Source organism: Pseudomonas sp. LBUM1644 (assembly GCF_059716195.1).
In genome coordinates, this window is sequence record NZ_CP166812.1 from 265,981 (window position 1) to 280,657 (window position 14,677).

Annotated in this window: 12 protein-coding genes; 4 read left to right on the forward strand and 8 right to left on the reverse strand. The window is 61.0% G+C overall.

Annotated features, from left to right (window positions below; translation table 11 throughout):
- Positions 1-77: 77 nt before the first annotated feature.
- The 3 genes from ACA052_RS01270 to ACA052_RS01280 form a co-directional block, all read right to left on the reverse strand.
- Complete coding sequence (locus ACA052_RS01270; protein WP_497648055.1) at positions 78-2,426, reverse strand: FdhF/YdeP family oxidoreductase; 2,349 nt, start codon at positions 2,424-2,426, stop codon at positions 78-80.
- Positions 2,423-3,262, reverse strand: coding sequence for a formate dehydrogenase accessory sulfurtransferase FdhD (gene fdhD / locus ACA052_RS01275; protein WP_497648056.1), 840 nt, complete (start codon positions 3,260-3,262; stop codon positions 2,423-2,425). The genes ACA052_RS01270 and fdhD overlap by 4 nt, the downstream gene beginning before the upstream one ends.
- Before the next feature lie 92 nt (positions 3,263-3,354).
- Positions 3,355-4,242, reverse strand: a complete 888-nt coding sequence (locus ACA052_RS01280) for a LysR family transcriptional regulator (RefSeq protein WP_497648057.1) — start codon at positions 4,240-4,242, stop codon at positions 3,355-3,357.
- Between the two features lie 136 nt (positions 4,243-4,378).
- On the opposite strand from ACA052_RS01280, the gene lysM reads away from it, so the two are divergent.
- Entirely contained in the window at positions 4,379-4,828 is a 450-nt protein-coding gene (gene lysM / locus ACA052_RS01285; protein ID WP_150712480.1) for a peptidoglycan-binding protein LysM, read from the forward strand.
- Positions 4,829-4,931: 103 nt separating this feature from the next.
- On the opposite strand, the gene yrfG is transcribed toward lysM, so the two are convergent.
- Complete coding sequence (gene yrfG, locus ACA052_RS01290) at positions 4,932-5,594, reverse strand: GMP/IMP nucleotidase (protein WP_497648058.1); 663 nt, start codon at positions 5,592-5,594, stop codon at positions 4,932-4,934.
- A gap of 90 nt (positions 5,595-5,684) precedes the next feature.
- On the opposite strand from yrfG, the gene nudE reads away from it, so the two are divergent.
- Positions 5,685-6,251: an ADP compounds hydrolase NudE gene (gene nudE / locus ACA052_RS01295; protein WP_497648059.1), complete on the forward strand. Its 567-nt coding sequence runs from the start codon at positions 5,685-5,687 to the stop codon at positions 6,249-6,251.
- Positions 6,248-7,075, forward strand: a complete 828-nt coding sequence (cysQ, locus tag ACA052_RS01300) for a 3'(2'),5'-bisphosphate nucleotidase CysQ (protein WP_497648060.1) — start codon at positions 6,248-6,250, stop codon at positions 7,073-7,075. Before nudE ends, cysQ begins: the two co-directional genes overlap by 4 nt.
- Before the next feature lie 100 nt (positions 7,076-7,175).
- Here the strand turns inward: cysQ and ACA052_RS01305 are convergent, their stop codons facing one another.
- Genes ACA052_RS01305 through rfbC form a run of 4 tightly spaced genes read right to left on the reverse strand, consistent with a single transcriptional unit; the run spans position 7,176 to position 11,468 of the window.
- Entirely contained in the window at positions 7,176-7,631 is a 456-nt protein-coding gene (locus ACA052_RS01305) for a YiiD C-terminal domain-containing protein (protein WP_497648061.1), read from the reverse strand.
- Between the two features lie 39 nt (positions 7,632-7,670).
- Positions 7,671-9,065: a sigma-54-dependent transcriptional regulator gene (locus ACA052_RS01310; protein ID WP_497648062.1), complete on the reverse strand. Its 1,395-nt coding sequence runs from the start codon at positions 9,063-9,065 to the stop codon at positions 7,671-7,673.
- Positions 9,062-10,870, reverse strand: coding sequence for a sensor histidine kinase (locus ACA052_RS01315; protein ID WP_497648063.1), 1,809 nt, complete (start codon positions 10,868-10,870; stop codon positions 9,062-9,064). The genes ACA052_RS01310 and ACA052_RS01315 overlap by 4 nt, the downstream gene beginning before the upstream one ends.
- Positions 10,871-10,922: 52 nt before the next feature.
- The gene (gene rfbC, locus ACA052_RS01320; protein WP_497648064.1) at positions 10,923-11,468 is read right to left on the reverse strand and encodes a dTDP-4-dehydrorhamnose 3,5-epimerase; all 546 of its coding nucleotides are present in this window, start codon (positions 11,466-11,468) and stop codon (positions 10,923-10,925) included.
- 145 nt (positions 11,469-11,613) lie between these two features.
- Between rfbC and ACA052_RS01325 the strand changes: the two genes are divergently transcribed.
- Positions 11,614-14,526: an aminotransferase gene (locus ACA052_RS01325; RefSeq protein ID WP_497648065.1), complete on the forward strand. Its 2,913-nt coding sequence runs from the start codon at positions 11,614-11,616 to the stop codon at positions 14,524-14,526.
- Positions 14,527-14,677: the final 151 nt, after the last annotated feature.

The window sequence follows — 14,677 nt, forward strand, 5'->3', positions numbered from 1 at the left end:
AGCCTTCGGCAGCTCCTACAGGGAATCGCGTACACCCTGTAGGAGCTGCCGAAGGCTGCGATCTTTTGATCTTGCCGTTAAGCCGACTTCGCCAAAATCAACCCCGTCTCACTCGCCATTTCCAACCGGATCGCCACGAACTTCGACGTCGGCGTATGGCTGCCATCCCCGGTACTCTCCAGCGGCACCAGCGGGTTCACTTCCGGGTAATACGCGGCAGCCTGCCCCGCAGGAATATCAAACGCCAGCAGCGTAAAGCCCTTCACCCGACGCTCGCGGCCATCATCCCAGATCGAAACGATGTCCGCCTTCTGCCCCGGTTTGAACCCCAGGCGAATGATGTCCGCTTCATTCACGAACAACACATCCCGCTGCCCCTTCACCCCACGATAACGGTCATCGAGCCCATATATGGTGGTGTTGTACTGATCGTGCGAACGCATCGACTGCATGATCAGGTCCGGCAACACCCCGGTAGCGCGAGTGCGTTCGTGCACCAGGTCTTTGGGCAGGACGTTCGCACGGAAATTGGCGCGTCCCGACGCGGTGTTCCAGCGGCGAGCCCCGGCGCTGTTGCCGAGGTAGAAACCGCCCGGATTCTTGATCTTCTCGTTGAAGTCCTTGAAGCCCGGGATGGTGTCGGCGATCAGGTCGCGGATGCGCCTGTAATCGGCCACCAGCCAGTTCCAGTCCACCGGTTTGCTGCCCAGGGTCGCGGCGGCGATGCCGGCGATGATCGCAGGCTCCGAGCGCATCTGGTTCGACAGCGGCTGCAACTGGCCGTTGGAGGCGTGGACCATGCTGAACGAATCTTCCACGGTCACCGCTTGCGCGCCTTCGGTCTGGATGTCGATGTCGGTGCGACCCAGGCACGGCAGGATCAGTGCGTCTTTACCGTGGGTCAAATGGCTGCGGTTGAGCTTGGTGCTGATCTGCACGGTCAGGTCGCAATTACTCAGGGCCTGGAAGGTGCGTGGGCTGTCCGGCGTTGCTTGTGCAAAGTTGCCGCCCAGACCGATGAAGACTTTCGCGCGACCTTCGGCCATGGCGTGGATCGCTTCGACCACGTTGTGGCCGTTTTCGCGTGGCACCTTGAACTGGAATCGCCGCTCCAGGGAATCGAGGAACGCCACCGGCGGACGCTCGTTGATGCCCATCGTGCGGTCGCCCTGCACGTTACTGTGGCCGCGCACCGGGCACAGACCCGCGCCGGGCCGGCCGATGTTGCCGCGCAGCAGCATCAGGTTGGCGATTTCCTGGATGGTCGCCACCGAATGGCGATGCTGGGTGATGCCCATCGCCCAGCACATGATCACGTTCTTGCCTTTGGCGTACATCCGCGCCACTTGCTCGATTTCAACCAGGGTCAGACCGGATTGCTCGACGATCTGCTTCCACGAGGTGTCGTCGACGACGCCCAGGTATTCCAACACGTTGGCACTGTGTTCATTGAGGAAGTCGTGATCGAACACGGCAGGCTCCCCCGCCTTCTGCGCATCGCGCTCCCATTGCAGCAGGAACTTGGCCATGCCGCGCATGATCGCCATGTCGCCGCCCAATGCCGGACGGAAGTAGGCGGTGTTGGTCGGCTTGTCGCCGTTGGTGAGCATTTCGATCGGGTGTTGCGGGTGCTGGAAGCGTTCCAGGCCGCGCTCTTTCAGCGGGTTGATGCACACCACCTGCGCACCGCGTTTTACCGCTTCGCGCAGCGGTTCGAGCATCCTCGGGTGGTTGGTGCCAGGGTTCTGGCCCCAGACGAAAATCGCATCCGCGTGTTCGAAGTCGTCGAAGGTCACGGTGCCTTTGCCGACGCCGACGCTCTGCGCCAACGCAACACCGCTGGCTTCGTGGCACATGTTCGAGCAGTCGGGGAAATTGTTGGTGCCATAGGCGCGCACAAACAATTGATAAAGGAACGCCGCTTCGTTGCTGGCGCGGCCCGAGGTGTAGAACTCGGCCTGATCCGGACTCGACAGACCTTGCAGTTGTTTGCCGATCAGGGCGAAGGCGGCGTCCCAGCTGATCGGTTTATAACGATCGGTTTGGGCGTCGTAGCTCATCGGCTCGGTCAAGCGGCCTTGGTATTCGAGCCAATAATCACTTTGCTCCAGCAAAGAACTAACGCTGTGCTTGGCGAAAAACGCGCCATCGACACGCCGTTTGGTCGCTTCCCAGTTCACCGCTTTGGCGCCGTTCTCGCAGAACGCCACCATGCCACCTTCCTTGGAATCGCCCCAGGCGCAACCAGGGCAGTCGAACCCGCCGTTCTTGTTGGTTTTGAGCATCATGCGCAGGTTTTTCAGCGCGTTGTCGCTGGTCAACCAGGCCCGGGCAACGCTGGCCAGCGCGCCCCAGCCACCGGCCGGGCCTTTATAGGGCTTGTAGCGCGGAACGGGTGTCTGGTCGGCTTGATTGTGTTGACTCACGCTTGATTCTCCAACGCAGGGCTGTAGACCCGCGGCGCATTTTTTTGCGGCAGGTGGATGAGATTGAGGTTGTGACGACGGGCCCATTGCACGGCAAGGCCCGTGGGCGACGACAGGCTGACCAGGGTCTGGATACCTGCGCGCAACACTTTCTGGATCAATTCGAGACTGCAACGGCTGGTGACAATCGCCAATCCGCCGGTGGTCGGGATCTTCTGGCGGATCAGCCCGCCGATCAGCTTGTCGAGCGCGTTGTGCCGGCCGATGTCTTCGCGGCCCAGCAACAACTCACCCTGAGCGTTCATGAATACGGCCGCATGCACGGCGCCGCAATGCTGGCCGAGCGGCTGAAACGCGCCGATGCGCTGGCGCAAACCATCGAGCCATTCGGCGGGCGGCAAGGGTGCACCGGGCAACACCTTGAGATCCGGTAAGGCCTGCTCGACCGCTTCGACGCCACACAGTCCGCAACCGCTGGTGCCGGCGAGTTGCCGACGCTGTTGCTTGAGGTTCCAGAACGCACGGTTGGCGATGGTCACTTGCGCGTATTGCGCCGAGCCCGATCCGCTGAGTTGCAGGTCATAGATATCGGCGGCGTCTTCGATGATGCCGCTGCCGAGGCTGAAGCCGACGATGAAGTCTTCGAGATCCGTCGGCGTCACCAGCATCACAGCCTGGCTGATGCCGTTATAGGCAATCGCCAATGCGACTTCCTCGGCCAGCGCGGTGCTGGCCGATTCGGTGTATTGAAGATCGCAGTAGCTGTAGGTCTGGCTTGCGTCTGGCGCGGGCGTTTCAAGTGCGGGCGCCGCGCTTGCAGGGCGCTTGGCGTTCATGGCATCACCGACGGTTTGATCAGCTTTAAGCCTAGGCGCGTCAATAGGTCGCGTCTAATCGCTATTACCGATCTACCGATAGATGACGTCGATCAAGAGCCTGTCGGCGATTTCTGATAGATCGCGAAACAGGCCTCGGCCAGGGCCGAACGTGGCGCGCTGCGACGCATGATCAGCCCCAGCCGGGCGAGGGTCTGGGCGTTTTCGATGGGTTGCAGGCGCAGATGGTCGGTGAGGTTTTCCAGGCCGCCGTCCAGCGGCATCACCGCACAACAAAATCCGCCGTGCACCGCTTGTAACAATTGATGGACGGCATCGGTTTGCAACAGCGGCTGCGGGGTCAGGCCGCGGCTATGGAAGTTGTGGTCGATGGATTGGCGGAAATGCATGCCGCTGGTGAGCATGCCCAGTGGCAATTCGATCAGCGATTCCCACGTCAGAGGCTCCAGGCCGAAACTGAAGAAGCGCTGGTCGTACAGCAAGCCCATGCGGGTTTCGCTGAAGGCCAGGGAATCGAAGCGCTCGCCGTCCAGGCGTTCCAGGTAGGACACGCCAAGGTCCAGACGGTTATTCGCCAACTGTTCGAGGATCTGCTCGGAGCTGAGGGCCGAGAGTTCGAAGCGCAGGTTCGGGTGTTCCCCGTGCAGGCGTTGCATCAGCGGCAACGGGTCGAAGCTCGACAGGGGCACCACGCCCAGGCGCAACGTGCCGACCAGATTGCCGCGACAGGCAGCGGCTTCGGCCTGCAAGCCATCGTAGGCCGCCAGCACGGTTCGCGCCCAGGCCAGCACCCGCTCGCCCGGCGCGGTGAAGCCTTCAAAGCGTTGGCCACGGTTGACCAGGGGCAACTCAAGTTCCTCTTCGAGGCTGCGCAGGCGCATGGACAAGGTTGGCTGGGTGATGTGGCAGCGTGCAGCGGCCTGGCCGAAATGCCGGGTTTCGTCGAGGGCGATGAGGAATTTGAGCTGCTTGATGTCCATCTTCGCTCCAGGGTGGGGGACGGTTCGGATTCTAGCGCTTGGGGGGAAGCGGCGTCATTGGTCGGGTGGCAACCGGGTTTTGCAACCTTGGTCTAGGCTTTTGCGTCTGGACAACTTTTTCCATGGAGAGCACACGATGAGTCTTTTCAGTTTTCTCAAAGAAGCCGGTGAAAAAATCCTCGATGCGTTGACGCCGGACAAGGCCGAAGCCAACAGCGAGGCGCTGACCAAGCACGTGAAGGATGCGCTGACGGGGATCGATACGTCGAAAATTCAAGTGAAGGTCGAAGGCGATAAGGTCATCGCCAGTGGCGAGGCCGCGACCCAGGAAGAGAAAGAAAAAATCCTCCTGTCGCTGGGCAACGTCGCCGGTGTCAGCGGTGTGGAAGACCAGATCACCGTGACCGGTCCAGTGGTCGTGGCAGCGAAATTTGTCGTGGTCGAGAAGGGCGACACCCTCAGCGCGATTTCCCTGCGGGTGTATGGCGATGCCAACAAGTATCAAAAAATCTTCGAGGCGAACAAGCCGATGCTCAAGGATGTGAACAAGATCTATCCAGGGCAGTCGTTGCGGATTCCCGAATAATGTGAGGCCCATGTAGGAGCTGCCGCAGGCTGCGATCTTTTGATTTTGCCTTTTAAAAAAACAAGATCAAAAGATCGCAGCCTGCGGCAGCTCCTACACGGGATCACAGGCCTGCAATCAATTCCCGATAATCCCCCACCGCCGCAAATTCCGCCGTGTCCTTCGGCCCTTTTCGACTGTCTGGCTCACTCACCGCCAGTAGATGCGCTACGCCAAAATTGTGCGCACTGCGCAGGATCGGCAACGTATCGTCGATAAACAGACTGCGTGCCGGGTCGAAACCGATATCCGCCTGCAACGCCTCCCAGAACTGCGGGTTTTCCTTAGGGAAACCGTAATCGTGAGAGCTGATCAGGCGCTCGAAGTAGGGGGCCAGTTCAATTCTTTCCAGCTTCAATGACAGCGAATCGCGGTGCGCATTGGTGATCATCACCACCCGTTTTCCCGCTTGTTTGATCGCAGCCAGAAACGTATCCGCATCCGGACGCAGGGCGATCAAGTGTGCGGTTTCCAGTTTCAATTCACGTACCGGCAATTTCAGCTCGGCGCTCCAGAAATCCAGGCAATACCACTGCAACTGGCCGGCATTGCGCTCGAACAGCGGCTGCAATTCCAGCTCGGCCATCGCCCGGCTCACGCCATGCAGTTCTGCGTAACGCTGGGGCAGATGCTCCATCCAGAAATGATTGTCGTAGTGCAGGTCCAGCAGCGTGCCGTCCATATCGAGCAAAACGGTGTCGATGTCGTGCCAGGGCAGCAAGGGCATAAAAACGTCTCCAGCGCTAAAAAAGGATATCCGAAGTCAATAATCAGGATAGGCCGGGTATAGTAACGCGTTCACGCCAAGGAGCTTTTCATGCGCCAGAAACCCACCATCCTCGCCCGCGAGATCGTCGCCACCAGCCGTTTGTTCTGCGTCGAGGAGCTCAAATTGCGCTTTTCCAATGGCGTGGAGCGAACTTATGAGCGATTGGTCGGCAAGGGTGCCGGTTATGGCGCGGTGATGATCGTGGCGATGCTCGATGCGGACCACGCGGTGCTGGTCGAGGAGTACTGCGGCGGCACCGACGAATATGAGCTGTCCCTGCCCAAAGGCTTGATCGAACCAGGCGAAGACGTGTTGGCGGCGGCCGAGCGTGAGCTCAAGGAAGAGGCCGGGTATGGCGCGCGGCAACTGGAGCATCTGACCGAGTTGTCGTTGTCGCCCGGTTACATGAGCCAGAAGATCCAGGTAGTGCTGGCCACCGATCTGTACGAGGAGCGGCTTGAAGGTGACGAGCCCGAGCCAATGGGGGTGGACAAGATCAATCTGCGTGAGCTGTCGGCGCTGGCGCAGAACCCGAGATTTACCGAGGGCCGAGCCTTGGCGGCGTTGTACTTGGCCCGTGATCTGCTGACTCAGCGCGAGGTGTTCCTGCCATGAATTTCCCTCATCCGTTGATGGCGCCAGTCATTGAGCTGGCATTGAAGGCCGGTGACGCGATCCTGCCGTTCTGGCGCACAGGCACTGCCGTGACCGCCAAAGCTGACGATTCACCGGTCACCGCTGCCGACCTTGCCGCACACCATTTGATCCTGGCCGGGCTGACGGCACTGGACCCGAGCATTCCGGTGCTGTCCGAAGAAGACGCCAACATTCCCCAAGGCGTTCGCGCCGGGTGGCAGCGCTGGTGGCTGGTAGACCCGTTGGACGGGACCAAGGAGTTCATCTCCGGCAGCGAAGAATTTACCGTCAACATTGCGCTTATCGAGCAAGGTCGGGTGGTGTTTGGCGTGGTATCGATCCCAACCAACGGGCGCTTTTATGTCGGTGGCGCCGGTCTGGGCGCATGGCGTGGTGATAAAGATGCCGAGCCGTTGCCGATTCGGGTTCGCGACACTCCGGCGGCGGGTGAAGCCTTTACCGTGGTGGCCAGTCGTCGGCATTCGAGCCCAGAGCAGGAGCGTTTGCTGTCGGGGTTGAGTGCCAGCCTGGGTGAGCTGCAACTGGCCAATATCGGCAGTTCGCTGAAGTTTTGCCTGTTGGCGGAAGGGGCGGCAGATTGTTATCCGCGTCTGGCACCGACTTCGCAGTGGGATACGGCGGCGGCGCAAGGTGTGCTGGAAGGGGCGGGTGGTGAGGTGCTGGAATTGAGTGGCGTGCCGTTCAGTTATCCAGCTCGCGAATCACTGTTGAATGAGTTCTTTTTGGCGCTGCCGGCGAAGGCTGCTTGGCGGGAGAAACTATTGGAGCTTGCACGCGGCTGAAGATCAAAAGATCGCAGCCTCGTTTCACTCGACAGCTACTACAGGGGAACGCGTTTGTCTGTAGGAGCTGTCGAGTGAAACGAGGCTGCGATCTTTTAATTCACCGGTGCAGCACGTACTGCCCGGTAAACGTCACCGCATCTTCTTCACTCCCTGAATTCACGACCCGCGTATGCAGGGTCAAACGCGCCCTGCCGTAGCGTTCGTAGGTCGCCAAAAACCGCTTCCACACCGTCGCGCCCGGCGCCTGGCAAATGGCATTCGCATCGCCCGTCACCGGCAGCGGATAGCTGATCTTCCCTTCTTGAATCACGATATGCCCGTTTTCAATCCCTTCTTCACGTAAACGCAAATGCAGCCACCCCCAGCCTGCCAACACCGCGCCGCAGTACAAACTGCCGCCGAACATGGTGCTCTTGTGATTGACGTTGGCCTCAAGCGGCAAATACAGGCGCAGTTGCTGGTCGTGCCAGTCGAGCACTTTGACCCCCATGGCTTGCGTCAGGGGAATGTCGTGATGGAGGACCGATTCCAAGTGGCGACTGTCGCGGTTCATTCATAGGCCTCTTGTTTGAAAATGGTGATTTGACGGCATTCAATCGAGATCATCGTGATGGCTGCTGGCGCCACCGTCGGCGAAGTTCAGCCCGTGCTTGCGAAGCTTGTCGTGCAAGGTTTTGCGGGGGATGCCCAGCGCTTCGGCGAGGCTGCGCACCGAGGTGTGGGAGCGCGCCAGTTCGGCGGCGATCAGGCTCTTCTCGAAGTTTTCCACTTGCTCGCTGAGCCCGCCGCTGACCACGTCGATCGTTGTGCCAGCCACGCCGTCCGGCTCGCTGTTGTCCAGCGCCAGTTCCAGGCCCAAGGCAAAGCGTTCGGCGGCGTTTTGCAGTTCGCGGACGTTGCCCGGCCAGGGGTGACGCAGCAACAGGGCGCGCTGGCCTGGTTGCAGTTCGTGAGGCGGCAACCCGTGACGGGCGCTGGCTTCGTCGGCGAAGTGCTGGAACAGCATCAGCGCATCTTCGCCGCGTTCACGCAGAGGTGGAATGCGCAGCGGCGCGACGTTCAGCCGGTAATACAAGTCGGCACGGAAGCGGCCCTGATCGGCTGCCTGGCGCAGGTCTTCCTTGGTCGCCGCGATGATCCGGATGTCCAGCGGGATCAACTGATTGCCGCCCAGACGCTCGACCACCCGCTCTTGCAGCAAGCGCAGCAATTTCACCTGCACATCCAGGCTCATGCTCTCGATTTCATCGAGGAACAGCGTGCCGCCGTTGGCGAATTCGAACTTGCCGATCCGGCGCTTTTGCGCCCCGGTAAAAGCGCCCGGCTCGTGACCGAACAACTCGCTTTCCACCACCGATTCGGCCAGCGCCCCGGCGTTGATCGCCACGAACGGGCCGTTACGCCGATTCGACAGGTCATGCAGCGCCCGGGCCACGACTTCTTTACCCGCGCCGGTTTCACCGAGGATCAGCACGTCGGCCTTGGTCGCCGCCAATGCGCCGATTTGCTCGCGTAAACGCAGCATCGGCGCCGATTGCCCGACCAGTCGGGTGCTCAGTTCATTACGATCGCTCAGGGCCAGACGCAAGCTGCGGTTATCCAGCACCAGCCGGCGCAAGGCCAAGGCCCGACGCACGCTGTCGAGCAGGGCGTCGCTGGCGAACGGCTTTTCCAGAAAGTCATAGGCGCCGGCCCGCATCGCTTGCACCGCGAGCGGCACATCGCCGTGACCGGTGATCAGCAGCACCGGCAGCTCCGGATCCTGGGCGTGCAGTTCGGTCAACAGTTCAAGCCCATCCATGCCAGGCATGCGGATGTCACTGACCACCACGCCGGGCCAGTCGCGCTCAAGTTGCGCGGCGAGGCCCTTGGCTTCGGCCAGCGGCAGGATTTTCAGGCCGGCCAGATCCAGCGTCTGGCTCAATGCCTGGCGCAGGTGGGGATCGTCGTCGATCAGCACGACCTGAATGCGGTTGTCGATGGTCATGCACTTCGGTCCTCGGACGGTTGCAGGCTCACGCCCGGTGCGCCTGCGCGCAGCTTCAGGGTAATCAGGGCGCCACCTTCCTTGTGGTTGGAGAACGACAGTTCACCCCCGAAGGCGCGCATCAGGGTCTCGCAGATTGCCAACCCCAAACCAAGCCCTTGGGTGCGGGTCTTGGTGGTGTAGAAGGGCTCGCTGGCGCGGCCAAGGGCTTCCATGCAAAAGCCGGGGCCATTGTCGCGAATGTACAGATTGACGCCGTCGGCGGTGGATTGGGCACTCAACCAGAGTTTGCGCGGTGGTCCTTTTTCGGTCAGCGCATCCAGGGCGTTGGCCAGCAGATTGCCCAGCACCTGGCGCAATCGGGTTTCCCCGGCCTCGACCCACAAGGTGGCGGCGGGCAAATCGCGGATCAACTCGACCTCCATGCTGCGTCGCCGTTTGGCCAGCAAGGCCAACGCATCGTCCAGCGCCGGTTGCAGGGCGACGCTTTCCGGGGCGTGACGATCGCGTCGGGCAAAGGCACGCAGGTGGGCGATGATCGAAGCCATGCGCCCGGTCAATTCGCTGATCAGCTTGAGGTTGCCCCGTGCGTCGTCAGTGCGCTGATGGTCGAGCAGCACTTCGGCGTTTTCCGCGTAGCTGCGGATCGCTGCCAGTGGCTGATTCAGTTCGTGACTGATGCTCGCGGACATGGTGCCCAGCGCCGAAAGCTTGCCGGCCTGGACCAGATCATCCTGGGCGCGCACCAACTCTTGCTGGGCCTGTTCGCGCTCCAACACTTCCTGTTTCAGGCGACGGTTGAGGCCTTCGAGGTCGCTGGTCCGCTCGGCCACCCGACCCTCCAGTTCGCGGCGGGCCTTGGCTTCGAAGGCAATCCGTTCGAGGTAATGGCGGCGGCGCTGCATCATCAGGCCCAGCAACAGCATCAACACCAGCAACGTTGCGCCACCGATGGCGACGACCGTGCGCACGGGGCGGTCGATCAGCGTACGAGGGGCAAGGATGTTGACGCTCCAGCCGGTTTCTTCGATCTGCCGGGTCTGGGTCAGCCAGGCATTGGGGTTGAGTTTCAACGGCTTGGGATCGCGGGTCGGGTAGGGTTGGATCGCGGTAATGGCTTTGCTTTCTTCCTCGCTCAACGCGCGGGTCGAGCGGAAACGCCACTCGGGCCGCGACGTAAGAATGACCACACCGTTATGGTCGGTCAGCAGCAGTTGTTCCGGGGTTTTGCCCCACAGGCTTTCGGTGTGGTCGAGGTCGACCTTGACCACCAGCACACCGAGGACTTTCTCGCCATCACGCACCGCAGCCGCGAAGAAATAGCCGCGCTTGGCGGAGGTTGTGCCCAAGCCGAAAAAGCGCCCGAGCCGGCCGGCCATGGCTTCGCTGAAATAAGGCCGGAAGGAAAAATTACGCCCGACAAAACTGTCGTGTTTGTCCCAGTTCGAGGCGGCGAGGGTCTTGCCGGTGGTGTCCATCAGGTACATGACTTCCGCGCCGGTCTGGGCGCTGATGTTTTTCAGCAAGCGGTTGGCGTTGCCCTGGGTAACGCTATCATCCGGTGCCCCCAGGACGGCGCGCAGGGCCGGCAGGTCGCCGAGGATCCGCGGCAAAACTTCATAACGGTGCAGGGTGCCCAGCAAGTTGGCGACGTAGAGGTCGAGCGTCTGACGGTTCTGCCCAGCCAGTTCGCTGCGGTAGTAGCGCTCGGCCAAATGCTGCAGCGGCCACAACAACGGCGCCAGGCACAGCGCGAGCAGGGCCAGGCTGCGCCAGCGGGGTCTGCGGGGGAGGGTCGGAGTCATGAGCATCAAGCGCCTGTGGGGACAGACGCATTATGCCTAGGCTGGCGGCGTTTCAGGAAAAGACGTCGGCGTCCTTGAAGAACGCGCCGGCCTGATCCTTGGCGGACAGTTGCGGATTGCCTTCCAGTTGCCAGTCGATGGCCAGGTCCGGATCGTTCCAGCGAATGCTGCGCTCGGCCGACGGTGTGTAGTAATCAGTGGTTTTGTAGAGGAACTCGGCGAACTCGCTCAGCACCACGAAGCCATGGGCGAAACCTTCCGGCACCCACAATTGGCGATGGTTCTCCGCCGACAAACGCACCGCCACCCATTTGCCGAAATGCGGCGAGCTGCGACGAATGTCGACGGCCACATCGAGTACTTCTCCGACGGTGACGCGCACCAGTTTGCCCTGGGTGTTTTCAAGTTGGTAATGCAGACCGCGCAGGACGCCTTTTTGCGAGCGCGAATGGTTGTCCTGAACAAATTTCGTGTCCAGCCCGGTCGCTTCTTCGAAGGCCTTGGCGTTGAAGCTTTCGTAAAAGAAACCGCGTTCATCGCCAAACACCTTGGGCTCGATGATCAGAACACCGGGCAGATCGGTGGTGATTACATTCATGGTGCTTCTCCGGCAGTAGGCGTTGATGGCCGACATTCTTGCTCAAAGTGCCTGGTCGGCGCGAGTGGTCTGACTCTGAAGGGGGTTGCGTATCGCCCCAAGCAATGGCGATATAAGCGCCTAATAAAATTTCAGAGGTTGTTGTATGCCGCTCGCCACGTTGATTCATCGCGCCAGTTTGCCCAGCCCGCAAGTGTCTGCGGAGCAAGCGCTTGAGCTGCTGAAAGGACATTACGGGCTGAGCGGAAGGTTGCAGGCCCTCGGCAGCCAGCAAGATTTGAACTACCGCGTCGATAGCGATCAAGGGCGTTTTGTCCTGAAAATCTGCCGTGGCGATTACTCGGTGCTGGAGCTGCAGGCGCAGCACGCGGGGCTCAAGCATCTGGGCGAACACCCCGATGTTCACGTGCCGCGAGTGATCCCGGCAAAAAATGGCGCGGACCTGCTGTCTCTGGAAGTAGACGGCCAGGCGGTGCATGTGCGCCTGCTCGATTACATCGAAGGCCAGTCGCTTACTCACCTTGATCATCTACCTGGCCCGGTCGTGGCTGGATTTGGTCGGCTCTGTGGGGAAATGGATCGGGTGCTGGCCGGTTTCGACCATCCGGGCCTCGAGCGCACGCTGCAATGGGACGCGCGCCACGCCAACGCGTTGATCGCGCATTTGCTGCCGGTCATCAAGGATGAGCAGCAACGCCGACTGATTGCCGAGGCGGCAGAACGGGCCGAGCGTCATTTGCAGCCGCTGGTGGACAAGCTGCCGGTGCAGGCCATTCACATGGACATCACCGACGACAACGTGGTCTGGCAGCGGGATGCGCAACGGCAGTGGCAATTGCAGGGCGTGATTGATTTCGGCGACCTGGTGCGGACCTGGCGCATCACTGATCTGTCGGTGACCTGCGCGGCATTGCTGCACCATGCCGCTGGCGACCCGTTTTATATCTTGCCGGCGGTCCAGGCTTATCACGCGGTCAATCCGTTAACCCATGAAGAGCTGCTGGCGCTTTGGCCGCTGATCGTCGCGCGTGCAGCGGTACTGGTGCTGAGCGGCGAACAGCAGGTGAGCATTGATCCTGGCAACACCTACAGCCGCGACAATCTCACCCATGAGTGGGAAATTTTCCGTGTCGCGACGTCGGTGCCGTTGGCGTTGATGGAAGCGGCGATCCTGACTGCGGTTGGCCAGAGCCTGCCGGGCATCGGCAGTGAAGGCTTTGCGCCGCTGCTGCCGAGCCTGGTGGGGCGTGAATTCGCGCTGATTGACCTCGGCGTGCTCAGCCCGCATTTCGAGGCCGGTAACTGGGAGCAGGAGGGCGTCGATCAGCGTCTGCTGAATGAAGCCGCAGCCGCCCATGGTTTGGCGGCCAGTCGTTATGGGCAGTACCGTTTGTCCCGCACTCGCCCGGACACTGCCAGCGAACCCGATACCTGCCCCTTGCACGTCGAGTTGCGAGTGCCCCACGGCACGGCGGTTGAGTCGCCGTTCGCCGGCATGGTTCACCAGCCAGCACCGGGTGTGCTGCAACTGGATGGCCCGCAAGTGAGCGTGCGGTTGTGGGGAGTGACACCGTCACTGCATACCGGCGCGGCCTTGGTGAAAGGCCAGGTGTTGGGTTCGGTCAGCGGGCCGTTGATCGTGCAGTTGTGGCGTGGCGCTCAGCTTGACGCGCCATTGTTTTGCACGCCGTCGCGCGCGCCAGCCTGGCAAGCGTTATGCCCGTCCCCGGCGGCGCTGCTGGGGCTGGCTTGCGATGCTGAAGCAGAGCTCGATTCGCAGACGTTGCTGGCACGCCGCGATGCCAGTTTCGCCCGCACCCAGAAACACTATTACGTCGATCCGCCGCGCATCGAGCGCGGCTGGCGCAATCACCTGATCGACATGCAGGGCCGTTCCTACCTGGACATGCTCAACAACGTCGCGGTGCTCGGTCACGGTCACCCGCGCATGGCAGCGGTCGCCAGTCGTCAATGGTCGCTGCTCAATACCAACTCGCGGTTTAACTACGCCGCGGTCGCCGAGTTTTCCGAGCGTTTGCTGAAGTTGTCGCCGGACTCCATGGACCGGGTATTCCTGGTCAACAGCGGCAGCGAGGCCAACGACCTGGCGATTCGCCTCGCATGGGCCTATAGCGGTGGCCGCGACATGCTCAGCGTGCTGGAGGCCTATCACGGCTGGACAGTGGGCGCGGACGCGGTCTCGACCTCGATCGCCGACAACCCCAAGGCCTTGAGCAGTCGTCCGGACTGGGTGCATCCGGTGATCGCGCCGAACACTTATCGCGGCGAGTACCGTGGCCCGGACAGTGCGCCAGAGTATGTGCGCAGCGTCGAACACAACCTGGCCAAAATCGCCGAGCAGAAGCGCCAACTGGCTGGTTTTATTTGCGAGCCGGTGTATGGCAATGCGGGCGGGATTTCGCTGCCGCCGGGCTATTTGAAGCACGTGTATGCATTGGTTCGGGCGCAGGGTGGCGTGTGCATCGCCGACGAAGTGCAGGTTGGTTACGGGCGCATGGGCCATTTTTTCTGGGGCTTTGAAGAGCAAGGCGTGGTGCCGGACATCATCACCATGGCCAAGGGCATGGGCAACGGCCAGCCACTGGGCGCAGTGATCACCCGCCGGGAAATCGCCGAAGCGCTGGAGGCCGAGGGTTATTTCTTCTCGTCGGCTGGCGGCAGTCCGGTCAGTTGCCAGATCGGCATGGCGGTGCTGGATGTGATGGAAGAAGAAAAGCTCTGGGAAAATGCCCAGGTTGTGGGCGGGTATTTCAAGGAGCGTCTTGAAGCGCTGATCGATATTCATCCGCTGGTGGGCGCGGTGCATGGATCGGGCTTTTATCTGGGTGTGGAGTTAATCCGCAACCGTGAAACCCTGGAACCCGCCACTGAAGAAACCACCGCGTTGTGTGATCGCCTGCGTGAATTGGGGATCTTCATGCAGCCAACGGGCGATTACCTGAACGTCCTCAAGATCAAACCGCCGATGGTCACCTCGCGCCAAAGCGTGGATTTCTTCGTCGATATGCTTTCGAAGGTACTGAGCGAAGGACTGTAATCATCACCGCTGACCCTGACCCTGACCCTGTAGGAGCTGCCGCAGGCTGCGATCTTTTGATCTTGCTTTTAAAAAGCGAAGATCAAAAGATCGCAGCCTCAGGCAGCTCCTACAGATCAATGTCGATTGTTATCGGGTTTAAGTGCGAAAT

Bases quoted from the DNA above. Each gene is read 5' to 3' on its own strand.
- fdhD (WP_497648056.1), bottom strand. From the start codon at position 3,262: ATGAACGCCAAGCGCCCTGCAAGCGCGGCGCCCGCACTTGAAACGCCC.
- ACA052_RS01280 (WP_497648057.1), bottom strand. From the start codon at position 4,242: ATGGACATCAAGCAGCTCAAATTCCTCATCGCCCTCGACGAAACCCGG.
- lysM (WP_150712480.1), top strand. From the start codon at position 4,379: ATGAGTCTTTTCAGTTTTCTCAAAGAAGCCGGTGAAAAAATCCTCGAT.
- yrfG (WP_497648058.1), bottom strand. From the start codon at position 5,594: ATGCCCTTGCTGCCCTGGCACGACATCGACACCGTTTTGCTCGATATG.
- nudE (WP_497648059.1), top strand. From the start codon at position 5,685: ATGCGCCAGAAACCCACCATCCTCGCCCGCGAGATCGTCGCCACCAGC.
- cysQ (WP_497648060.1), top strand. From the start codon at position 6,248: ATGAATTTCCCTCATCCGTTGATGGCGCCAGTCATTGAGCTGGCATTG.
- ACA052_RS01305 (WP_497648061.1), bottom strand. From the start codon at position 7,631: ATGAACCGCGACAGTCGCCACTTGGAATCGGTCCTCCATCACGACATT.
- ACA052_RS01310 (WP_497648062.1), bottom strand. From the start codon at position 9,065: ATGACCATCGACAACCGCATTCAGGTCGTGCTGATCGACGACGATCCC.
- ACA052_RS01315 (WP_497648063.1), bottom strand. From the start codon at position 10,870: ATGACTCCGACCCTCCCCCGCAGACCCCGCTGGCGCAGCCTGGCCCTG.
- rfbC (WP_497648064.1), bottom strand. From the start codon at position 11,468: ATGAATGTAATCACCACCGATCTGCCCGGTGTTCTGATCATCGAGCCC.
- ACA052_RS01325 (WP_497648065.1), top strand. From the start codon at position 11,614: ATGCCGCTCGCCACGTTGATTCATCGCGCCAGTTTGCCCAGCCCGCAA.